Annotated in this window: 18 protein-coding genes and 1 tRNA gene; 5 read left to right on the plus strand and 14 right to left on the minus strand. The window is 55.9% G+C overall.

Annotation, left to right across the window (positions count from 1 at the left end; genetic code table 11):
• Nucleotides 1-4: 4 nt before the first annotated feature.
• The 4 genes from K1558_RS13725 to lonB form a co-directional block, all read right to left on the minus strand.
• Nucleotides 5-598, minus strand: a complete 594-nt coding sequence (locus K1558_RS13725; protein WP_238652153.1) for a non-ribosomal peptide synthetase module — start codon at nt 596-598, stop codon at nt 5-7.
• Between the two features lie 24 nt (nt 599-622).
• Nucleotides 623-1288, minus strand: coding sequence for a ribosome biogenesis GTP-binding protein YihA/YsxC (gene yihA, locus K1558_RS13730; RefSeq protein ID WP_238652154.1), 666 nt, complete (start codon nt 1286-1288; stop codon nt 623-625).
• A gap of 12 nt (nt 1289-1300) precedes the next feature.
• Nucleotides 1301-3691, minus strand: coding sequence for an endopeptidase La (gene lon, locus K1558_RS13735; RefSeq protein ID WP_238652155.1), 2391 nt, complete (start codon nt 3689-3691; stop codon nt 1301-1303).
• A 218-nt stretch (nt 3692-3909) separates the two neighbouring features.
• Complete coding sequence (gene lonB, locus K1558_RS13740) at nt 3910-5619, minus strand: ATP-dependent protease LonB (RefSeq protein WP_238652156.1); 1710 nt, start codon at nt 5617-5619, stop codon at nt 3910-3912.
• A 200-nt stretch (nt 5620-5819) separates the two neighbouring features.
• On the opposite strand from lonB, the gene K1558_RS13745 reads away from it, so the two are divergent.
• From K1558_RS13745 to K1558_RS13760, 4 genes are read left to right on the plus strand one after another with little or no spacing between them, the layout of a single operon-like run.
• Nucleotides 5820-7283 (plus strand): spore germination protein, encoded by a 1464-nt coding sequence (locus K1558_RS13745; protein ID WP_238652157.1) that lies wholly within the window; start codon nt 5820-5822, stop codon nt 7281-7283.
• A gap of 17 nt (nt 7284-7300) precedes the next feature.
• On the plus strand, nt 7301-8518 hold the full coding sequence (locus tag K1558_RS13750; RefSeq protein WP_238652158.1) for a Ger(x)C family spore germination protein: 1218 nt from the start codon (nt 7301-7303) through the stop codon (nt 8516-8518).
• Nucleotides 8515-8727: a hypothetical protein gene (locus K1558_RS13755; protein ID WP_238652159.1), complete on the plus strand. Its 213-nt coding sequence runs from the start codon at nt 8515-8517 to the stop codon at nt 8725-8727. The genes K1558_RS13750 and K1558_RS13755 overlap by 4 nt, the downstream gene beginning before the upstream one ends.
• A 31-nt stretch (nt 8728-8758) precedes the next feature.
• Nucleotides 8759-9862, plus strand: coding sequence for a GerAB/ArcD/ProY family transporter (locus K1558_RS13760; RefSeq protein ID WP_238652160.1), 1104 nt, complete (start codon nt 8759-8761; stop codon nt 9860-9862).
• Between the two features lie 221 nt (nt 9863-10083).
• Here the strand turns inward: K1558_RS13760 and ispG are convergent, their stop codons facing one another.
• The 5 genes from ispG to K1558_RS13785 all read right to left on the minus strand — a co-directional run bounded on the left by ispG (nt 10084) and on the right by K1558_RS13785 (nt 15827).
• Complete coding sequence (gene ispG / locus K1558_RS13765) at nt 10084-11238, minus strand: flavodoxin-dependent (E)-4-hydroxy-3-methylbut-2-enyl-diphosphate synthase (protein ID WP_238652161.1); 1155 nt, start codon at nt 11236-11238, stop codon at nt 10084-10086.
• An 81-nt stretch (nt 11239-11319) separates the two neighbouring features.
• Entirely contained in the window at nt 11320-12576 is a 1257-nt protein-coding gene (gene clpX / locus K1558_RS13770) for an ATP-dependent protease ATP-binding subunit ClpX (RefSeq protein WP_238652162.1), read from the minus strand.
• A gap of 12 nt (nt 12577-12588) precedes the next feature.
• Nucleotides 12589-13179, minus strand: a complete 591-nt coding sequence (gene clpP / locus K1558_RS13775; RefSeq protein WP_238652163.1) for an ATP-dependent Clp endopeptidase proteolytic subunit ClpP — start codon at nt 13177-13179, stop codon at nt 12589-12591.
• A gap of 280 nt (nt 13180-13459) precedes the next feature.
• The gene (gene tig, locus K1558_RS13780; protein WP_238652164.1) at nt 13460-14803 is read right to left on the minus strand and encodes a trigger factor; all 1344 of its coding nucleotides are present in this window, start codon (nt 14801-14803) and stop codon (nt 13460-13462) included.
• Nucleotides 14804-14897: 94 nt separating this feature from the next.
• Complete coding sequence (locus K1558_RS13785; RefSeq protein WP_238652165.1) at nt 14898-15827, minus strand: hypothetical protein; 930 nt, start codon at nt 15825-15827, stop codon at nt 14898-14900.
• Nucleotides 15828-15992: 165 nt separating this feature from the next.
• On the opposite strand from K1558_RS13785, the gene K1558_RS13790 reads away from it, so the two are divergent.
• Nucleotides 15993-16066, plus strand: a tRNA-Arg gene (locus K1558_RS13790).
• Nucleotides 16067-16978: 912 nt separating this feature from the next.
• On the opposite strand, the gene K1558_RS13795 is transcribed toward K1558_RS13790, so the two are convergent.
• The 5 genes from K1558_RS13795 to pstC form a co-directional block, all read right to left on the minus strand.
• Entirely contained in the window at nt 16979-18208 is a 1230-nt protein-coding gene (locus K1558_RS13795) for an SEC-C metal-binding domain-containing protein (RefSeq protein ID WP_238652166.1), read from the minus strand.
• A gap of 9 nt (nt 18209-18217) precedes the next feature.
• A complete protein-coding gene (locus K1558_RS13800) occupies nt 18218-18589 on the minus strand; it encodes a hypothetical protein (RefSeq protein ID WP_238652167.1) in 372 nt (123 codons plus the stop codon).
• On the minus strand, nt 18582-19388 hold the full coding sequence (locus K1558_RS13805; RefSeq protein WP_238652168.1) for an RQC-minor-1 family DNA-binding protein: 807 nt from the start codon (nt 19386-19388) through the stop codon (nt 18582-18584). Before K1558_RS13805 ends, K1558_RS13800 begins: the two co-directional genes overlap by 8 nt.
• A gap of 234 nt (nt 19389-19622) precedes the next feature.
• The gene (gene pstA, locus K1558_RS13810) at nt 19623-20504 is read right to left on the minus strand and encodes a phosphate ABC transporter permease PstA (RefSeq protein WP_238652169.1); all 882 of its coding nucleotides are present in this window, start codon (nt 20502-20504) and stop codon (nt 19623-19625) included.
• Nucleotides 20504-21454 carry a phosphate ABC transporter permease subunit PstC gene (gene pstC / locus K1558_RS13815; RefSeq protein ID WP_238652170.1) on the minus strand — a complete coding sequence of 317 codons (951 nt, stop codon included), beginning with the start codon at nt 21452-21454 and terminating at the stop codon, nt 20504-20506. The genes pstA and pstC overlap by 1 nt, the downstream gene beginning before the upstream one ends.
• Between the last annotated feature and the right edge of the window lie 50 nt (nt 21455-21504).

Below are 21504 nucleotides of genomic sequence, written 5' to 3' on the forward strand. Positions count from 1 at the left end.
TCACTTACGCTTCCAATTGAAACAGCCGGAAAGCAGCGGCAGCAAGCTGCTCATCCACTTCGCAGACTACCGCTTCCTGCCTAACGCGGTTGCGGATATCCAGCAGACGGTTAATCTCTTGCCGGATCAGCCTAATCTCGGATTCTACCGTCTGCCGCTTATAGATAGAGTGCATCTCTGCCAGCGAATATTTGTGCTGATAGATCAGCTTGGTGCCTTCCGGACGAACCTCGGAAATCCGGCGCACCGAGCCGCCCTCATAGTAATACATCATGGTAATATCTTTATAAATGCGGTTCACGGTTCCCGTGCCTTTGTAGGTGAAGAATAGCTTGCGCACTGCATTCATCAGATGAGGATTCTCGACTCTGCAGGACAAGGAGCCGATATAGACGCCGCCCTTGCGTTCAAACGTCAGGTGGACCTCCTCGCCCCCGGCCTCCTCCAGCACTAGCTCCTGTTCACCCGCGCCCAGCACCTTCACCCGGTGGCTGATATGCCGCGTACCTTCGGTATGCAGAAGCTGTTCGAGCTGAAATTCGGTCATTTGCATCGTTGCATTCACATATTCCATCGCCAGACGCTGAGCCATAACCATCCCTCGATTCTTCCTGACAAACCCTTAAGTCTCGGAAGAGGCCTCGTGCTGCGGTTCATCCCCGGAATCCTGATCCTCCGGTTCTGCCGGAAGCCCTTCTTCAGTAGGTAGAGTATGTCTATCAATAAGTTCCCATAGTTCGTCTTTGCCGAGTCCAAGCTCGGATGAATAGGCAATGAAGCTGTCCCCCGGCAGCACACCGAGCTCCTGCTTCATGATCTTGATATGCTTCGGCCAGCGGGTCTTCGGAATCTTATCCGCTTTGGTGGCCACTACGCAGAGCGGCAGATCGTAATGCTTCAGCCAGTCGAACATCATTTTGTCGTCACTGGTCGGCGGGTGGCGCAGATCCACCACCAGCAGCACCATCTTCAGCGTCTCGCGCTCCGCCATGTATTTCTCCACCATTTTGCCCCAGGAGGCGCGCTGCGTCTTCGAGACCTTGGCATAACCATAGCCCGGAAAATCAACAAAATACATGCTCTCATTCACACGGTAATAGTTCATATGCTGCGTCTTGCCCGGTGTAGAACTGGTGCGGGCCAGATTCTTGCGGTTAATCATCTTGTTGATCAGAGAGGACTTCCCTACGTTGGAGCGCCCTGCCAGAGCAATCTCCGGCAAGGCATCCACAGGGTATTGATCAGGGCCGACGGCACTAATCACAAATTCAGCGTTGTTAACTTTCATAGGACTCCCTTTCTAATGCACACTACTCGGCGCTTCAATGCTTATTTCTTCGGTATCCGGCGAGGCGTCTCTGCTGACCGCAGGATCTACGAGCGCGTGCTTCAGCACCTGATCCATATGGGAGACCGGCACGAACTCTACATCATTACGGACGCTCTCCGGGATATCCTTAAGGTCGCGCTCATTGTCCTTCGGCATGAGAATCTTCTTATAGCCTGCACGGTGCGCGGCCAGCGATTTCTCCTTAAGCCCTCCGATGGGCAGGACGCGTCCGCGCAGCGTAATCTCGCCGGTCATCGCCACATGCTTGGAGACATACCGCTTGGTGAGCGCCGAGATCAGCGCCGTAGCGATCGTAATCCCGGCGGACGGGCCGTCCTTGGGAATGGCCCCTTCGGGAATGTGGATATGAATATCGTTCTTCTCGTGAAAATCGGGCGCCAGCCCCAGCTCCTCCGCCTTCGAGCGGGTATAGCTGAAGGCGGCCTGCGCCGACTCCTTCATCACATCGCCGAGCTGTCCGGTCAGCGTCAGCTTGCCGGTGCCCTGAACGACCGTCACCTCGATCAGCAGCGTATCGCCGCCCACCTCGGTCCAGGCCAGCCCGGTGACGGTGCCGATCTGATCCTCCAGCTCTGCCATTCCATAGCGGAACTTGGCGGCTCCCAGATAATCCTTGACCTCCTCCGGGAGGATGCTGACGCGTTCCTTCTCTTCCGAGACAATCTGCTTGGCCGCCTTGCGGCAGAGAGCGGCAATCTGCTGTTCCAGGTTCCGCACCCCGGATTCCCGGGTATACTCGCGGACGATCTTCAGCAGCGTATCGTCCCCGATAGATAACTGCTCCTCCGCAAGGCCGTGGCTCTTGCGCTGCTTCGGCAGCAGATAACGGCTGGCAATCTGCAGCTTCTCCAGCTCCGTATAACCGGGAATGAACAGCATCTCCATCCGGTCCAGCAGCGGGCGCGGAATGTTGTGCACTGCATTCGCCGTGGTGACGAACATGACATTCGACAGGTCGAACGGCAGCTCGACGAAGTGGTCGCTGAACGTGTTGTTCTGCTCCGGGTCCAGCACCTCCAGCAAGGCTGCCGACGGATCGCCGCGGAAGTCTGCGGCCATCTTGTCGATCTCATCCAGCAGGAACACCGGATTAATGCTGCCTGCGGTCTTCATCCCCTGGATGATCCGGCCCGGCATCGCCCCGACATAGGTCCGGCGGTGGCCGCGGATCTCCGCTTCATCCCGCACGCCGCCCAGCGAGATACGGACGAACTTGCGGTTCAGGGAGCGGGCGATGGAGCGGGCGAGCGAGGTTTTGCCGACACCCGGAGGACCTACCAGACACAGAATCGGGCCCTTCAGACCCTTGACCAGCTTCTGCACGGCCAGATATTCCAGCACGCGTTCCTTCGGCTTCTCAAGACCGTAATGGTCCGCATCCAGCACCTCTTCCGCCTTGCGGATATCAAGGTCATCCTCTGTCGATTCGCTCCAGGGCAGACCCAGCAGCCAATCCACGTAGTTGCGGATAACGCTGCCTTCTGCCGAGCTTGCCGGCATTTTCTCCAGACGGTCGATCTCCTTCTCAATCTTCTCCTGCACCCGTTCGGGGAGGTTCTTCTCCTCCATCAGGGCGCGCAGCTCATCGGCTTCACCGGCCCGGCCTTCCTTCTCGCCTAGCTCCTTCTGGATCGCCTTCATCTGCTCGCGCAGGTAATATTCCTTCTGGGTCTTCTCCATCTGCTTCTTCACACGCTGGCTGATCTTGCGTTCGAGCTCCAGCACCTCGCGCTCATTGTTGAGAATATCGAGCAGCTTCTCCAGACGCTTGCTGACATCGATCGTCTCCAGAATCTCCTGCTTATCCTTGATCTTCAGCGCCAGATGACTGGTGATCACATCCGCCAGCCGCCCGGGCTCCTCGATATCGGACACGGCAGCGAGCGTCTCCGGGGTGACCTTCTTGGACAGGGTGATATAGTGCTCGAACTGGCTCAGCACGCTGCGCATCAGGGCATCGCTCTCCTGGTCCACATCCTCCTGCTCCGGCAGCTCGCGCGCCATCACCTCATAGTAATCCTCGTTGTCCGTATAATGAATGATCTCCGCCCGCTCTACGCCTTCCACCAGCACACGGATCGTGCCGTTCGGAAGCTTCAGCATCTGCCGCACATTGGCAACCGTTCCGACGCGGAATATATCCTCTTGTCCCGGCTCCTCAATATTCACTTCCGACTGGGAGCAGAGGAGAATCAGGTTATCTTCAACCATAGCTTTCTCTAGTGCCCGGACGGACTTCTCGCGGCCCACATCCAGATGCAGAACCATACTGGGATACACAAGAAGACCTCTAAGCGGTAATAAAGGAAAACGACGACCTTTGGATTTGCTTTGTATCATCGCTTTCGCACCTCCCATGGTTCATAAGTAGTGTCATATGCATTCATTCTAACAAAAGCGGCATCAAAACACCAACAGCCCCTGCCCATAATGCCGCTTAACCGGCACAGTCACCCGCTAGTATTCGCTCAATCCCGGCGTCCTATGCCGTGAGACGGTTCATTAAAAAATCCCCCGGCAGATAACTGCCGGGGGATTCCTCTGTCAGTCTATCCAGCTTAGCCCGGCAGACTCTCTCCCGAAGCATCCGCCTTCAGCAGAGAAGGCGAAGAAGAGAAGGTCTCGCCGGACACGGCGGGCATTCTGATGTCCGCCGTACCGGTGCCGAACAGGTGGCGGAAGGCCTCCTCCACCGTCTCCAGCGGTATGACCCGCAAGGGGCCGAGATCAGCGAACAGCGACTGCCAGTTCTCCTTCGGGATCAGTACAGTCGTAGCTCCCGCCTGGAAGGCGGCCTCTACCTTGGCGACTACGCCGCCGACCGGCTTCACCCGGCCATGGATGCCGATCTCCCCGGTGATTGCCACCGTGTTGTCCACCGGCAGCTGCCGGATGGCGGAGACAATCGCCACCGCCATCGCTACGCCGGCCGACGGCCCGTCAATCGGCGTCCCGCCGGGAAAGTTAATGTGCAGATCGTACCGGTCCGGGTCCAGCTTCATTGTCCGCAGGACGGTCAGCACATTCTCGACCGAGCCGCGGGCCATGCTCTTGCGCCGCACGGTCCGCGAGCCGCCGCGGGTCTCCTCTTCGTCAACCACGCCAGTGATATTCACCCGTCCCTGCCCGCCCGCTGCCGGGGAGGCCGAGACCTCAATCTCCAGCAGGGTGCCCATGCCCGGACCATAGACCGCAAGGCCGTTCACCAGCCCGATCTGCGGCGCGGACGGGATCTTGCGCTCCGTGCGCAGCGGCAGCTGGCTGCTGCTGGCAACCCACTCCACCTCTGCCGCGCTCAGCGTATCGCGGCCTTCGGTCAAGGCCAGACCGGCGGCGAGCTGAATCATGTTCACCGCCTCGCGGCCGTTCGTGGCATACTGCTGTACAACCTCCACCGCTTCGGGGCTTGGCTTCAGCCCGATCTTCTGGATCGCATCGCGGCCGATCACCGCAATCTCCTCCGGCAGCAGCGGCCGGAAATAGATCTCCATGCAGCGCGAACGCAGCGCAGGCGAGATCTCCTCCGGTGACCGTGTCGTCGCGCCTACCAGCCGGAAATCGGCAGGCAGGCCATTCTGAAAGATATCGTGGATATACGCCGGCGTATTGCTGTCCTCCGAATTGTAATAGGCGCTCTCCAGCAGCACCTTACGGTCCTCCAGCACCTTCAGCAGCTTGTTCATCTGGATGGGATGCAGCTCTCCAATCTCATCGAGGAACAGAATTCCCCCATGCGCCTTGGTTACCGCACCCGGCTTCGGCTGCGGGACTCCGGCCACGCCCATCGCTCCTGCCCCCTGATAGATCGGATCATGCACAGAGCCGATTAACGGATCGGCAATTCCCCGCTCATCGAACCGCGCGGTAGTAGCGTCAATCTCGGTGAATTTGGCATCACGCTTGAATGGGGAGAGCGCGCTTTTCTTCGCTTCCTCCATAACGACCCGCGCCGCTGCCGTCTTCCCTACACCGGGCGGCCCGTAGATAATGACATGCTGCGGATTCGCACTGCAGAGTGCAGCCTTCAGCGCACGCAGCCCGTCCTTCTGTCCGACAATATCATCAATGGAAGCCGGGCGGGTGCGCTCCGAGAGCGGCTTGGTCAGCGAGATCATCCGCATCTTGCGCAGCTTGTCCAGCTCCTTGCGCGATTCCCTGTCCACCGCCGTCTTGTTCGTTTTTTGCCCCCGCAGCAGATTCCAAAAATAAACGCCGATGACCAGCGCGAAAAAGAGCTGCACGACCATCAGCAATATACTTAGTTCCATAGGTCAACCCTCCTGTATCCTTCCTGCTACCTGTTCTGTATTCAGCTTTCAGCTACTACTAGGTAGTATAGCCTTTTCCCTCATTCATAAACGCCAGCGCCAAAAAAACCGGAATCCCTTCTCCCTGTCCGCACGCCCATAGATTGCATAGGATTTCCACAAACGGAAAGACTATACGCGACGGGAGGAGGTAATAAGTTATGCGACAGACGAAACTTATAGAGGAAACGCAGGAGAAGCTCCCGCAATCCATGGCTTCATTCATCGATGAGCTGCAGGACCGCCTGGGCACAAGTACAGATATTATCTACCGGTTCATCAAGCTCGGACCGCTCTCCGCTGTCATTATCTATATTGAAGGCATGGCTGAACCCCAGGATTTGATCCAGGCCATCCATGAGGATGAGAGTCTGTTCAATGACATCAGCACCCCGGAGCCGGCAAGCTGCCTGAGGCTGCTGCAAGAACGGACTCTATCACTCGGCAAGGTCGGGGAGCTCCGCCAATATTCCAGGGTGGAGAAGGAACTGCTCGCCGGCAATTCTATCGTATTCCTGGACGGAAGTGATGTGGCCCTGTCGGCCGGGACGGAAGCACTGAAGCAGCGTGCCGTGGAGGACGCCGGCTCCCAGACTGTGGTCAGAGGGCCGCGTGAAGGCTTCACGGAATCCTTGCGGGATAACACCGCCCTCATCCGCCGCAGAATTCAGAATCCGAAGCTGCGTATTGAAGAGAGGATCCTGGGGGAGCAGACACAGACTAACGTTGCCGTCATGTATATTGAAGGCAATGTGGATTCTGAAGTATTGCAGGAGCTGCGGAGGAGGCTGGATGCCGCCAAGCTGGACAGTGTGCTGGAGAGCAATTACATCGAGGAGATGATCCAGTACCCGCATTACACCCCTTTTCCAACAGTGTACAATACAGAGCGCCCGGATTCGGCCGCCTCAGCACTGCTTGAAGGACGGGTCACGATTCTGGTGGAAGGAACGCCATTCGTGCTCATCGTCCCCGCTTTGTTCGTCCAGTTCTTCCAGTCGAGTGAGGATTACTATCAGCGGAGCGATTTTGCCAGTCTGGTCCGTATTCTCCGGTATTTCTGCTTCGCGGTAGCCCTGCTGACCCCGGCCTTCTATATTGCAATTACGACCTTCCACCAGGAGATGATTCCGACCACCCTGCTGATCAGCCTGATCGGGCAGCGTGAAGGTATTCCGTTCCCGGCCTTCCTGGAAGCCTTCCTGATGGAGATCACCTTCGAGATTCTGCGCGAGGCCGGCATCCGGCTGCCCAAATCGATGGGCCAGTCCGTCTCTATCGTAGGTACACTCGTGATCGGCCAGGCGGCGGTGGATGCGGGGCTGGTGTCGGCTGCTATGGTCATCGTCGTCTCTATTACAGCCATCTCCAACTTCGCACTGCCCGCCTTCAATGTCGGGATCTCGGTACGGATTCTCCGCTTCGTGATGATGGCCATTGGCGCATCCTTCGGCTTATACGGAATTATTGTCGCCTTACTCATTCTGGGTCTCCATCTATGCAGCCTGGAGTCCATGGGCATTCCTTACATGACTTCCTACGCCCCTTGGCAGACGCTGAGCCAGAAGGACAGTCTCATCCGGCTGTCCAGGCGCAGCATGAAGAAATACACCGGGCATAACTGACAGAGAGGAGTGCTTCTATGCTTACCCACCGTATCCAACAGGCTGTCTGCCTGCTGCTGGTCCTTAGTCTGGCAGTGCTGCCTGGCTGCTGGAGCAGCAAGGAGCTGAATGAGCTGGCGGTGGTGATGGCGCTGGGGATTGATGCCGCTCCTGAAGGGTACGCCGTGTCCGCACAGGTGCTGAATTCCGGGGAAGCCCGCAATAATAAGGGAGAATCAGGCAAAAGCCTGCCGGTTATTACCTACAAAGCGGTAGGCCAGACAGTTCCCGACGCCCTTCAGCATATGCTCAGCACAGCCCCGCGCACCCTCTACTTATCTCATATCCGGGTGCTTGTCCTGGGAGAGAAGCTCGCCCGGCAGGGGGTCAGTGATATCGTAGACTTCATTACACGGGCTCACCAGCTCCGCAGTGATTTCTTCCTGGTAGTGGCGAAGCAATCCCAGGCCTCTGACATCCTGGAGATTAACACGCCCTTCGAGCAGATTCCCGCCAATTCACTCTATTCCTCCATCCTGGTCTCCCACAAGCATTGGGCGGCGACCGGCAGCATTACCTTGCAGCAGTTCATTCTTGAGCTGGAGCGCGGCGGCTCCAATCCCATTATGTCAGGGGTGCGGCTGAAGGGAGATGTGACTGACGGCAGCTCCCTCAAGAACGTTGAATCGATTGTGCCGAAGTCACAGATTGTCCAGGCGGGAATCGCTATTTTCAAAAAAGACCGTCTGGTCGGCTGGCTGAATGAAAGCTCCAGCAAAACGCTTAATTACGCGCTGAATGAGGTCGATTCCTCCAACGGCAATGTCACCTGCCCGGATGGAGGCAAGGTCGGATTCATCATCACCCGCTCGGAGAGCCGCATTGTGCCCCGCCTCAACTCTGCCGGTGAGCCTGAATTCACGCTCTCCATCCATGCGGAGGCCGATCTTACCACCGTTCAGAGTACCCTTGACCTCACTAAGCCGGCCAATATCATGATCGTCCAGGCCGGGATTGAGGATAAGTTCATCTCGAATATGGAGGGAAATATCCAGAATGTGCAGCAGGAATATGGTTCGGACATCTTCGGCTTCGGCGAAGCGCTCCACCGCAAATACCCCCGGGTGTGGAAGAAGTACCGGGATGAATGGGATGATTACTTCAAGCATGTGAAGGTACAGATCAAGAGCAAGGTAGAAATCCGGCGGATTGGTTCCATTATTCAGCCGCAGAGAAGGGAGATGGAGCGTAAATGATCTGGAACTGGCTGCTGCTCCTGTTCCTGCTTGGCGCTGTCCTGATACAGCTCCCCCGGTTGATCCGGCTGCATTCTCCGCAGGATACGGCGGTCTTCTGTACGCTCTGTCTGCTTGCAGCATCGTTCACAATTGCTGATATGGCAGGCTCCACGGTGATCCGCCCAATGGACTGGGTCTACGGTATCATCAAGCTGCTATCCTTCTAAACACTAACCGAACTGAAAGGATGACGGGCCTGTGAGCAATTCCAAGAACCTCTCCTCCTTACAATTATTCATCCTGACCTTCGGGCTGATGACCGGAACCTCCATTCTGGACCTGCCCGGAACCATGGCGCAAATCGGCAGAGAGGATGCCTGGATTGCTGCTCTCCTCACCCTGTTCATCAATCTTATGATGGCACTCTTATGTCTTGCCCTCTGCCGTCTGTATCCGGGCCAGACCCTGTTCGAGATTCTGGAGTCTGTGCTGGGCCGTTGGGCTGGCAAGGCATTGTCACTCATTTATTTATTCTATTTACTCATCCTTACCAGTGCACTGCTGGGCGATCTGAGCACCTTCATCACCACAGAGGTTATGCCTGAGACCCCGCTGGAGGCAACCAAAATCATCTTCCTGCTCGTCCTCGTTATCAGCGCACGCAAAGGCATCGTCATTCTCGCCCGCTTGAGTGAGCTGCTCTTCCCCTGGCTCCTGCTTCTGCTGATGCTGCTCATTCTGGCACTGGTTCCTCAAGCCAATTGGACGCATATCCGTCCTATCCTGGAGGATGGTCCGGGACCAGCCCTGTCTGCCAGCATCCAGTCCGCCATGTTCCAGGAGCCTATCGTCATGATGGGCTTCCTCCCCCTGGTGAAGCTGCCCGGCAAACAAGCACGGGCCTTCCTCGGCGGAATCACCGCCGGCGGGCTAGTCCTCTGCGTGCTGGCACTTCTCAGCGTGCTGGTTCTCGGAATTGAACAGACCTCGAATAGCACTTATCCGGTGTTCGTACTGGCGAAGGCGATTAATATCGGCAACGTCCTGCAACGGGTCGAAGGCGTATTGGTGACGATCTGGATCATGACCTTCTTCATCAAGATCTCCTTGCTCTTCCTGCTGCTCCTGCAGAATCTGCAGACGGTCTTCCAGCTGAAGCGCACCACTCATCTGATCTATCCTTTCGCCGTGCTGCTCTTCGTCCTTGCCTCCAATATTTATATCAACATCGTCTATCTTCTGGATATGGTGCAGAAGGTCTGGTGGAAGTTCGCTTCAATCTACCTCGTATTTCTCCCGCTGCTGGTCTATGGGGTTGCGCTGATCCGGCGCAAGCTGGCTTCCTCCGCTGCCAAGCCGTAAGACACTGTTGCCCCAGGACACGCAACAAGCCCTGCCCGCTTGCGGATGATCCGCAGGCGGGCAGGGCTACTATATAAAAGACAGAGATAACCCGGATTATGTACCGGCCTACACCAAAAAGCGCCCCACATACAGACCGTCGAATAGAGCCGGCTTCTGCATGGGGCGCTTCATCAATATGGAGCGCAGTTATTATTAGGAATTAGGAAAAATAGGATAAATCAGTTCGCTTCCTTACCGCTCTCTGAATGACCCGCGGTTACTGCCGGAGCCAGTCCGGCATGCTTGCGGCCGGGGATCTCACCCGTCCGTTCAAAGTGCTCCACAATGATGTCGATTTCCTTCTTCAGTTCGTTGACCAGTTCCGCTTCAGGTACCTTACGGATCATCTGTCCATAACGGAACAGCAGCCCTTCGCCGCGTGCCCCGGCGATGCCAATGTCCGCTTCACGGGCTTCCCCCGGACCATTCACGGCACAGCCGAGAACGGATACCTTGATCGGCACCTTCAGCTTGGAGATGTACTCTTCCACTTCATTGGCAATGGAGAAGAGGTCAATATCCAGACGCCCGCAGGTCGGGCAGGAGATCAGTGTCGCCGCGTTCGAGATCAGACCGAAGGTCTTGAGCAGCTCACGGGCCACCTTCACTTCCTCTACCGGATCAGCACTCAGGGAGATGCGCACGGTGCTGCCGATGCCCATAGACAGCAGCGCGCCGATACCCGCTGAGCTCTTCACGGTTCCGGCGAACAAGGTGCCGGATTCGGTAATCCCCAGGTGCAGCGGATAAGGAATGACCTCCGCCGCCTTGCGGTAGGCCTCAATGGCCATCGGCACATCCGAGGCCTTCAAGGACACGATAATATCGTGGAAATCCAGTTCTTCGAGAATCCCGATATGGTATAAGGCACTCTCCACCATCGCCTCCGCTGTCGGATAGCCGTATTTCTCCAGCAGGTGATTCTCCAGCGAGCCTGCATTCACTCCGATACGGATGGGAATTCCCTTGTCCTTACAAGCCTTAACGACCGCTTCCACCTTATCGCGGCGCCCAATGTTGCCGGGGTTGATCCGCACCTTGTCGATGCCGTTCTCAATTGCCAGCAGGGCCAGCTTGTAGTTGAAGTGAATATCTGCAACCAATGGAATATGAATCTGCCGCTTGATCTCTTTAATGGCTGCCGCCGCTTCTTCATTGTTGACTGTCACGCGTACAATCTGGCAGCCGGCTTCCTCCAGCCGCAGAATCTCAGCTACGGTTGCTTCCACATCGGCGGTTTTGGTTGTACACATGCTTTGGATGGCAACCTCGTTGTTTCCCCCAATGATCACCCCGCCTACATTTACAGGACGGGTCTGGTGTCTCAAGAACATGGTTTTCTCCCCCATAACGAGCAGAGTCCCCACCCTCTCCGCCCGGAGAAAGTGGAGACTCTGCATGTATTGTTAAGCGGCTTACGCGCTCTCTTCCTTCTTCTTATCCTTCTTGAGACTCAGCTCAGGCAAGGATTTCTCCTGCACGACCTGTTCGGTAATGACACAATCTCTGATGTCATCACGCGAAGGCACCTCGTACATTACGTCGAGCATGATGCTCTCGATAATGGCACGCAGTCCACGGGCGCCGGTATTGCGCTTGATCGCTTCCTTGGCAATGGCTTCAAGGGCCAGCGGCTCGAACTTCAGTGCGACATTGTCCATCTCCAGCAGCTTCACATACTGCTTCACGAGCGCATTCTTCGGCTCGGAGAGGATACGGACCAGCGTATGCTCATCCAGCGGCTCCAAGGTGGAGATAACCGGCAGACGCCCTACGAACTCAGGGATCAGACCGAACTTCAGCAGATCCTCAGGCAATACCATCGACAGGTATTCGCCAGGCTTGAGATCCTTCTGTCCTTCCACTGCGGCGTTGAAGCCGATGACCTTCTTACCGATCCGGCGCTTGATCATTTGCTCCAGACCGTCAAAGGCACCGCCAACGATGAACAGAATGTTCGTGGTATCAATCTGGATGAATTCCTGATGAGGGTGCTTGCGTCCGCCCTGCGGCGGAACCGAAGCCACTGTACCTTCCAGGATCTTCAGCAGCGCCTGCTGTACACCTTCACCGGAGACGTCACGCGTAATCGAAGGGTTCTCGGATTTGCGTGCTACCTTGTCAATTTCATCAATATAGATAATGCCGCGTTCCGCCTTCTCCACATCATAATCCGCTGCTTGAATCAGCTTCAGGAGAATGTTCTCAACGTCTTCGCCCACATAACCAGCTTCCGTCAGGGAAGTAGCATCGGCAATAGCAAACGGCACGTTAAGAATCTTCGCCATCGTCTGCGCCAGCAGTGTCTTACCGGAGCCTGTCGGTCCGAGCAGCAGGATGTTGCTCTTCGTCAGCTCTACATCCTCAACCTTACTCTGGCTGTTCACACGCTTGTAGTGGTTGTATACGGCAACGGAGAGTGATTTCTTCGCCTGCTCCTGACCGATTACGTATTGATCGAGAATATCACGGATTTCCTTCGGCTTCGGGATATCCTTCAGATCCAGCTCTTCCTCGTGCCCGAGCTCCTCTTCCACAATCTCCGTGCACAGCTCGATGCACTCATCACATATATAAACACCAGGTCCGGCTACCAGCTTGCGGACCTGCTCTTGAGATTTACCGCAAAAGGAGCATTTCAGCTGACCCTTTTCATCGTTAAATTTAAACATCTTACCACCCCTTTAAGATATGATCGGTGAAGATAGAACCTGGTCAACGAGCCCGTATTCCTTCGCTTCCTCTGCGCTCATGAAGTTATCGCGGTCTGTATCCCGTTCGATTTTGTCAAGGGGCTGTCCTGTGCGTTCTACATAGATCTGATTCAGCTTCTGTCTCGTCTTGAGAATCCAGTCGGTGTGAATCCAGATATCGGACGCCTGCCCCTGAACGCCGCCAAGCGGCTGATGAATCATGACTTCACTGTTGGTCAGCGCGTATCTCTTGCCGGGCGCTCCCGCTGTCAGGAGCAGTGAGCCCATACTCGCAGCCATGCCTACGCAAATCGTTGAAACATCCGGTTTGATATATTGCATTGTATCATATATACCCATGCCGGCTGTTACAGAACCACCGGGCGAATTGATGTACAAGTGTATGTCTTTCTCGGGGTCATCCGCGGCCAGGAACAGCAACTGTGCAATAACCAGATTGGCGACATCATCGTCAATCGCATTACTCAGAAAGATGATGCGATCCTTGAGCAGACGGGAATAGATATCGTATGAGCGTTCTCCCCGGCTTGTCGTTTCCACAACCATTGGTACCAGACTCATGCCACCAACCTCTTTTCTCTGTCCAGATTAGTCTTTCCGTTTCAGAAATATTTTAACACGTTCCAGGCGGTATGTCATTTATTCACTGTGCGCCCATACTGCATCGCCCGTGTGCAAGCCATTATATCGCAATTCCACAGACAATGCCAATTCACTGAATCATGATATGTACTTGCAAGCGTCAGCCCCGATAAAAATAAGGCACGTAACAAAAACTTACGTGCCTTATCTGATCTCTATGGAGGCTAATGGAAATAGCCGTTAGGTAAAGGTTAGAATACTACTCAGCGCTTGCTTCTTCAGCAGCAGCTTCTTCAGCCGGTGCAGCCGGAGCTTCAACTTCCACACTGTTCTCAACCAGAAGGTCGATGGTCTTGCGCAGGGAGATCTCATCGTTCAGGCTGTTCAGGGAGCCGTTGGCTGCCAGAATGCTGCGGATTTCGTCAGGAGTACGCTTGTAAGCTTCAGCCATAGTAGCCAGCTCCTGCGTAACTTCTTCTTCCGAAACCTCGATCTTCTCTTCCTTAGCAATCACTTCAAGAACAAGATTGTTGCGGACGCGCTTCTCAGCATCGCCTCTCATCTGGTTCTGCAGGTCTTCACGGGTCTGGCCGGAGAAGCTGAGGAACATATCCATGTTCATGCCCTGCTGGCGGAGACGGGTGTCGAAATCGCGCACCATGTTATCTACTTCGCTGGCAATCATCGCCTCAGGAATTTCAACCTCAGCGTTAGCGGCTGCCAGATCAACTACTGCAGACTCGCGCGCGCCCTTAATTTCGTCCTGCTTGCGGGATTCGAGCTGTGCCTTCAGGTCTGCCTTGTATTCTTCCAGCGTGTCGAATTCACTTACATCCTTAGCGAATTCATCATCCAGCTCAGGAAGCTGTTTGCGCTTGATTTCGTGCAGCTTCACTTGGAATACAGCAGCCTTGCCTGCCAGCTCAGCAGCGTGGTAAGTCTCAGGGAAGGTAACTTCAACATCCTTGAAGTCGCCGGTGGACATGCCCACTACCTGCTCTTCGAATCCTGGAATGAAGGAGTTGCTGCCCAGCTCCAGGGAATGACGCTCGCCCTTGCCGCCTTCGAACGGAACGCCGTCAACAGAACCTTCGAAGTCGATGACTGCGATATCGCCGTTCACTGCTGCATCCTCTTCAATAACAACCAGCTCGGCATGACGCTCCTGCAGACGCTTCAGTTCAGCGTTCAGCTCTTCGTCCGTTACTTCAGCCTTCTGGACAGGAACTTCCAGGCCCTTGTACTGGCCCAGCTTCACTTCAGGCTTAACGGTGATCTTCGCTTTGAAGATGAACGGCTGGCCCTTGGCGAACTGCTCGATGTCTACTTCCGGACGGTCTACCGGGAAGATGTCGGTCTGTTCAACCGCTTCACCATAGGCTTGAGGAAGAAGAATGTCGATGGCATCCTGATACAGGCTCTCTACACCGAAGCGGGATTCAAAAATCGGCCGCGGCACTTTACCTTTACGGAATCCAGGTACGTTTGCTTTCTTTACCACTTTATTAAAAGCTTTGTCGAGTGCTGCAGCTACGCGTTCTGCTTCAACTTCGACTTCAAGAACGCCAAGGTTCTTCTCTATTTTTTCCCAGGTTGCTTTCATAATATACTTTTCCCTCCAAAAATAGGTTGCATGTTAACTTAATAGTCCAACATTTCACGCACAGAATAACCACTATAGTATATCCAAGATTACTTTATTTATCAAGTAGAGAACTCTTTACAAATCCCCGGAGCGAACGGTACGCCCCTTCAAACTGGAAGCGCATGGTTCCTGTGATTCCGTACATGCCCCGCGTCTCTTCCTCCTGGCGGCTGCCGTTCAGGCTCTCGGACACGATCTGGTGCAGCGCTCCCGCCCAGATATCCAGCTGCGAATCGTCTCCGTCCAGCAGGGTGCGGTAATCGCCCGACCCGTAAATCGACATGATGAACTGCCCCCACAGCTCCTGTGCAAAATAGTACAGCGTCGGCTCATGCACCTCCGCCTGCTCCGCCACCCGCTCCAGCACCTGGCTGACCTGCGGCGGGAACTCATCGCTGCTAAGCGGCACCGTCTCAATCTCCACCTCGGCGGTCTCATGTCCGCGGCTTAGTATAATCGTCCCCTGCACTCCCCTGCGGCGGAGCGTCTGTAATGTACGGAACTGCAGCAGCGGATGCACCTCGGCCTGCTGCAGCCAGCCCGTCAGGGCCTCATCGACCTGACCGCCCTCCAGATAGGAGAGCTGCTCCAGCGCAAGCACTGTTGATTCGGACAAGGGCTCGTCCATCACCCGCTTCAGCAGCTTGTCAGCGTAGCCCGCATCCTCCGCAAGCTTCGATCTGGCGAGCGTCCGGGCCATGTCCTCTTCGCCCACCTCCGGCTCCTCCGCCTGGAAGGCCGCATCTGTATCCCCGCCTTGCACCGCATAGGGAAAAGCTGCGGCCAGCCAGTCGTGCAGCGACTGCCACTCCTCGTAGTGCCGCTCCTCCTGCCCCTGGCACTGCAGCAGGAAACGCAGCAGCTCCATCGCCTCCCCGTAACGTTCGCTCTCCAGCATGACCGTCAGCTGGATCTGGTAATAATCCAGCGTCTTCGGAAACAGCACGATATTCTCTTTGGCCGGGGCATTGAATTCATTCATGAGGGCACCTCCTTTTTATGCAAACTGTTTATGCAGATTGTGAGCCTCCGAACCTTAATCAATTGTAGATTATAGCATATCCCCATGCCGTTTCAAAAAAACAAGTTGAAAAGTTGAATCAGGTATGATAACATAATTTTTGCTTGCTTTTCAGTCATTGTTCATGTCCCGGTAGCTCAGCTGGATAGAGCATGCGCCTTCTAAGCGCACGGTCGGGGGTTCGAATCCCTTCCGGGACGTCATATGAAACAGCCTTCCTTCGGGAAGGCTGTTTTGGCGTCCGGGGGGATGAGAACCCAGGCGGCAGCCGGGGGACGTTGGAGCATACGCTTCGTTAGCATCTGCTTCGCAATCAGCCCGAATGGGCTGTATCCCTTCCGGGACGTCATACAAACAGCCTTCCTTCGGGAAGGCTGTTTTGGCGTCCGGGGGGATGAGAACCCAGCGCGGCAGCGGGGGGACGTTGGAGCATACGCTTCGTTAGCATCTGCTTCGCAATCAGCCCGAATGGGCTGTATCCCTTCCGGGACGTCATATGAAACAGCCTTCCTTTGGGAAGGCTGTTTTGGCGTCCGGGGGATGAGAAGCCCCTATTTACTTTAAGTAGGATCAACGTTGGGGCTTGGGTGGACGCTGCGCGAACGGACTGGAGTTCCGCTATTTCGGCGGATTCCGGCCTGTTCGCCGGTTAGGCGGACTCAGAATCCGTTAAGTAACCCTTTTCGCATCATTTGGAGCTCGAACGTGCCGATTAGCGGCCTCTCAGTCCGCAGCGGGCAGTGAATCGGGCATTTACAGCCAAATAGCGTCCTCTCCGTCCGCAAACCACAGGTGGTGACCACTGGCCAGTACGTTGCGCCTGTTCGCTGTACGCCAAATCGCTGGCGGAGAACTCCCAAACGGCGGCGAACCCTACCCGCACCCTCGCGGACTGGAGTTCCGCTATTTCGGCGGATTCCGGCCTGTCCGCCGGTTAGGCGGACTCAGATTCCGTTAAGTAACCCTTTTCGCATCATTTGGAGCTCGAACGTGCCGATTAGCGGCCTCCCAGTCCGCAGCGGGCAGGGAATCGGGCATTTACAGCCAAATAGCGTACTCTCAGTCCGATTACCTCCGCTGGTGACACCTCCCACTACAGTAGGCCCCGGCGGCTACGCCCCACAGCATTTTTTGAACTTCTTGCCGCTGCCGCAGGAGCATGGGTCATTCCGGCCGACTTTATTGGGGTTCGTATATGTTTTTTCGTTGCCGTTTATCCGGTTATACGTCCCTGCGGAAGGCTCGACTCCCTTGAACATCCCCTCCATTTCTCTCTGATGCTTGGCCCTCTGCGCTTCTTCCGCATCCAGCTCCTTCTTCCACTGCGGCAGTGAAGGATGCGCCAGCCCTAAGATGATACAGCACGAATACAGGGACTCCTTGAGATTCAGATAACCATCATCATAGCCTTGCTCCATCATCGCCTGCACAAGCGGGATTCCCTTCTCAGACCCCAGCTCGCACAGACAATCAGCCAGCTTTGTTGCATAGGTAATATCGTGCTCTTCCGGCAGCAAAGCAAGCACCGCCTCTTCGGACTCCGGCAGCTTAATTTTGCCAAAGACATCGGTGGCAAACAGCCGGAAGTCGGCTTCTGAAGCAGAGACGTATTGTCCGGTCAGTGTCTTGATGACGCCGGCTGTCCCGATCCGGACAAGCGCATCAGAGGAAGTAGTCGGAAGGATATCATCGTCTGCACCCAAAAAACCGCACAGCAGAGGGATAGCCGCCTCCAGCTTCATCAGCCCTGCCAGCTGAATGAGATAAGGAACCTCGTAGCTTGGGTCATCGGGGTCGTTATCCCGCAGCTTCTGCAGCACCATATCGGCACCAAGGCATTGCCGCAGAGACAGCTCCTTCACGATCTCATCCCCATACACATTGTCGAACTCATTGAAGTATTTACCCGTGCTCTGCTCAATGAACAGGCGGAATTCCTCCAGCAGCTCTTCATCTGTCATTTGGGCGAGGCGCAGCTTCTGGTCTAACTTCTTTTGCCATTCAGGGATTTTCCCGATGTAATCCATGAATGGAGCCGCTAGCTGAGGGTCGGTATTCATCAGGACTTTCAGCGCTTGGAATCTCGTATTTGCAGGAGTGGAAGAGGATAGGTACCAATGGAGCAATTCCCGGAGAGTCTCCTCTGTCTGAGGGAACTTCTCGGCATAGATCAGGTGGACTTTCTCGATGTCCTTGGATTCCTTAAGTTTCTGCAGCACCAGCGGCATCAGCTCAGCATCGTTCTCATACAAGTAGCTCTCGGCAAAATATTGTAACGCGGCATTGCTCACTGCCGGCTCCGGGTGGACGATAAAGCTTCTTACTTGTTCAGGTGTGAACATATGAATCCCTCACTTCTTATAATCTTGGCTAACTACATAATGTGTAGTATAACGCTGTTCCATCGTTGGATCACCAGACTTGGAAAAACGAAGCGGGCGCTTCGGCCCCTTGCCCCATTTGACATAAGCGGTGTGGGACGGCTTCAGCTCAAGCTCCCGCGCCTGCTTACGGATCAGCGACAGGATGAAGTTGAACTGCGACAGGTTGCCGCGCAGGACCCGCTCCAGATAAGGCACCCTACCGAAACGCCACTCTTCTACCTGTTCAGGACTGACTGCTCCAAGTCTGAGGAACACTTCTAACGGAGCGACAAAGCCCTTCCCGGCAATGAGCTTCTTCACAATTTGGTCGACTTTCTTGTTAAGTTCCTGCCTATTCATTCATGCTATCCTCCGAATTCCTGCAACGCTCGCACTTCTCCGGAAAATAAATGCCATCTGCCCGGTAGCAGCTCAAATCATGGTGATCAAATACATACGGATCGCCGCATTCCGCACACTGCAGAATCACTGGATCGCGCGTGTGTTGGATCAGCGCTTGCGCACGATCCCGCAGCAGCTGATGCCATGCGCTCTCCTCCAGCCGGTCACGCTCCTGCAGATCAGTGGCGACCCTCCGGATCTCAACCTTTACCTTCGCGTAGTCTACAGCATGCCACTGCTCCAGGAAGGGGATGTATTTCCGGTCACCGGAACACAGGATTTTGAACAGAAACAACAGAATCATGCCCCGGTTACGATCCTTCAAATATTCCATACTGGCCGGCGCAATCCCATGCTCCAGCCAGTTCTCCCACTCCCTCAGCAGCTCTTCCGCCGCCCGTTCCCGCCGGACAGTCCAGCCGTAGACGGTGAACTCGATGAGGGGGAGCTTCCCGGACAGCACGGTCCTCAGATACCCGGCGTCTATGAGGACATCCACCTTCTCCATGATCTGCTCCAGCGTCAGCTCGCGGTAGAAGCCATAGGCGGGTATGTGATCCAGGCCGAGTTCAAGCAGCTTCTTCTCCTTCGAGCCCTTCAGGATCTTGGCCAGAAGCGTGCGTCCTCCGGCGGCGATAATCTCATCGGCTGCCTGCAGTATGGCAAGCATCTCCGGTCTCGGCAGCGGTGTATTCAGCGCATACTCGGGCGGCTGCTTCCGGTTCGGCTTACGGCGGTTGGTCTTCTGTGTGCTCACAGCGTCCTGCCTCCTTGTCCTTATAATGGGCACAGGCTAGTCCAGCCTGCACCGATTTCATAGTCAAATTATAGCATACCCAGGCTATCAACCAGGAAAACAGAGGCCACGCAAACGCAAACAAGCCGCCCGCCATGAAACCTCCATAGCAGAGCAGCCTGTTCTTACAGAATTATAGCGATAGCGTGAATCCACGCGTCCACATTCGTATCTGAATCCGTATCTGAATCTGTCTCAGCGCCCCCGGCGGCGGTTGCCCAGCCACAGCGGGAACCGGAAAATAAAGTTGATCATCAGCACGACAAACACCAGCACCGCCGCGGATTTGTCGGCAATCTGCCGCGCGTCCTCGACAATGGCCTCGGACTGTACGTACCACAAGTGCACGGCCAGGGTCTCGCCCGGCGAGAACAGGTTGAAATCCCACATCTCGCCGGAGGTGCTGAGTCCGGCGGTCAGGATAATGACCGCCGACTCCCCGAAGGCGCGTCCGGCCACCAGGCAGACGCCGGTAACGATCGCCGGCAGAGCAACCGGCAGCACGACCTTACGGATGACATGGAACTTCGTCATGCCGAGGGCATAGCCGGCTTCACGGATGTCGCCGGGAACCGCGCGCACCGCTTCCTCGGTGACGCGGGCCAGCATCGGCAGGTTCAGCAGCGCCAGGCTGACGCCCCCGCCGAGGATCGTCAGGCCGACCCCGAAGTACTCGGCGAAGATCGCCAGGCCGAGCAGGCCGAAGACGATGGACGGCACTGAGGACAACGACTCCACGCAGATGCGCAGCGCGCCCGTGAAGGCATTATCCGGCGCATATTCCGCCATATAGATGCCAGCGCCGATTCCAATCGGAACCGAGATCAGCAGGGAGATGAACAGGATGTAGAAGGAGTTGAAGAGGACGGGACCGATCCCGCCGCCGGCATCGATCTCCTCGGGCTGCTTCAGCAGGAAGTCCGGCCGGAGTGACGGCAGGCCCTTGCTGAGAATGGTGAACAGCAGCCAGAAGATCAGCAGCATGACCAGTGCGCCCAGCGTATAGAAGCCGATCGTCGCCAGCTTGTTCCGGCGCTGGGCTCTGATGGTATGGCGTGTGCGTGTGAATCCGTTCATCAGGCGTCCCTCCGTTTGCGGCCCAGCAGCCGGATAATCAGAATCAGCACGAACGAAATCAGCAGCAGCAGGAACGCCATCATATGCAGGGCATAGTTCCAGGTGGAGTCGAATTCGACGTTCGAGATCTGCATGACGATGTTGCTGGTCAGCACCGAGGTTGGCGCGAACAGACTCTTCGCGAGCTGCGGCGTGTTCCCGATGACCATAACCACAGCCATAGTCTCACCGACGGCGCGGGTCATCCCCAGAATGACAGCCGAGATAATGCCCCGGCTGGCGGCGGGCAGCACGACGCGCATAATGACCTGGAGCCGGGTCGAGCCGAGCGCATAGGCGGCATCCCGGTATTTGCGCGGGACGGCGATGATTGCGTCATCGCTGATCCGGCAGATGGTCGGCAGCACCATCAGCGCCAGCACCAGGGCAGCGGCCAGCAGCCCGTCCCCCAGACCTTCTCCGCTGATTCTGCGCAGGAAGGGGAGCAATACGGTCAGGCCGAGATAGCCGTATACTATAGAAGGAATGCCGACCAGCAGGTCCAGCACCGGGCGGATGAAGCTCTTCAGCCACTTCGGCGCAATCTCCGCACAGAGCACCGCCATGCCGACTGAGACCGGAACGGCAATGACCAGCGTCAGCGCGGTAAGCGATAATGTATTTACAATGAAGGCTGCCGCTCCGAACATCTCTTCCTCCGGCGACCAGTTGAACGAGAAGAAGAAGTCCATAGGCGAGATTTGGCCGAAGAGCAGCAGCGCTGTTTTGCCGATAAAAATAATAACGAGCCCAAGCACCACACAGAGTGCAAGGATGCTGAACAGGAAATAATAACGCGATACGGTGTTGCCCAGCAGATGTCTGCGGTGCCGTTTGGTATTATGCTTAACCTTCTGAGCGCTTGTCTGTGTCTGCGACTGTGCTGTCAGGCCGTGAACCGGTGCCCCCATACTTTCCCTCCTGTAAGAGGCCAACCCCGGAATCCCGGAGCTGGCCGCTG

Origin of the sequence: Paenibacillus piscarius (genome assembly GCF_022234545.1) — a bacterium.
GTDB classification, from domain to species: Bacteria; Bacillota; Bacilli; order Paenibacillales; family Paenibacillaceae; genus Paenibacillus_AQ; species Paenibacillus_AQ piscarius.

Coding starts and splice junctions, on each gene's coding strand:
- K1558_RS13725 (WP_238652153.1), bottom strand. CDS start 598: ATGGTTATGGCTCAGCGTCTGGCGATGGAATATGTGAATGCAACGATG.
- yihA (WP_238652154.1), bottom strand. CDS start 1,288: ATGAAAGTTAACAACGCTGAATTTGTGATTAGTGCCGTCGGCCCTGAT.
- lon (WP_238652155.1), bottom strand. CDS start 3,691: ATGATACAAAGCAAATCCAAAGGTCGTCGTTTTCCTTTATTACCGCTT.
- lonB (WP_238652156.1), bottom strand. CDS start 5,619: ATGGAACTAAGTATATTGCTGATGGTCGTGCAGCTCTTTTTCGCGCTG.
- K1558_RS13745 (WP_238652157.1), top strand. CDS start 5,820: ATGCGACAGACGAAACTTATAGAGGAAACGCAGGAGAAGCTCCCGCAA.
- K1558_RS13750 (WP_238652158.1), top strand. CDS start 7,301: ATGCTTACCCACCGTATCCAACAGGCTGTCTGCCTGCTGCTGGTCCTT.
- K1558_RS13755 (WP_238652159.1), top strand. CDS start 8,515: ATGATCTGGAACTGGCTGCTGCTCCTGTTCCTGCTTGGCGCTGTCCTG.
- ispG (WP_238652161.1), bottom strand. CDS start 11,238: ATGTTCTTGAGACACCAGACCCGTCCTGTAAATGTAGGCGGGGTGATC.
- clpX (WP_238652162.1), bottom strand. CDS start 12,576: ATGTTTAAATTTAACGATGAAAAGGGTCAGCTGAAATGCTCCTTTTGC.
- clpP (WP_238652163.1), bottom strand. CDS start 13,179: ATGAGTCTGGTACCAATGGTTGTGGAAACGACAAGCCGGGGAGAACGC.
- tig (WP_238652164.1), bottom strand. CDS start 14,803: ATGAAAGCAACCTGGGAAAAAATAGAGAAGAACCTTGGCGTTCTTGAA.
- K1558_RS13785 (WP_238652165.1), bottom strand. CDS start 15,827: ATGAATGAATTCAATGCCCCGGCCAAAGAGAATATCGTGCTGTTTCCG.
- K1558_RS13795 (WP_238652166.1), bottom strand. CDS start 18,208: ATGTTCACACCTGAACAAGTAAGAAGCTTTATCGTCCACCCGGAGCCG.
- K1558_RS13800 (WP_238652167.1), bottom strand. CDS start 18,589: ATGAATAGGCAGGAACTTAACAAGAAAGTCGACCAAATTGTGAAGAAG.
- pstA (WP_238652169.1), bottom strand. CDS start 20,504: ATGAACGGATTCACACGCACACGCCATACCATCAGAGCCCAGCGCCGG.
- pstC (WP_238652170.1), bottom strand. CDS start 21,454: ATGGGGGCACCGGTTCACGGCCTGACAGCACAGTCGCAGACACAGACA.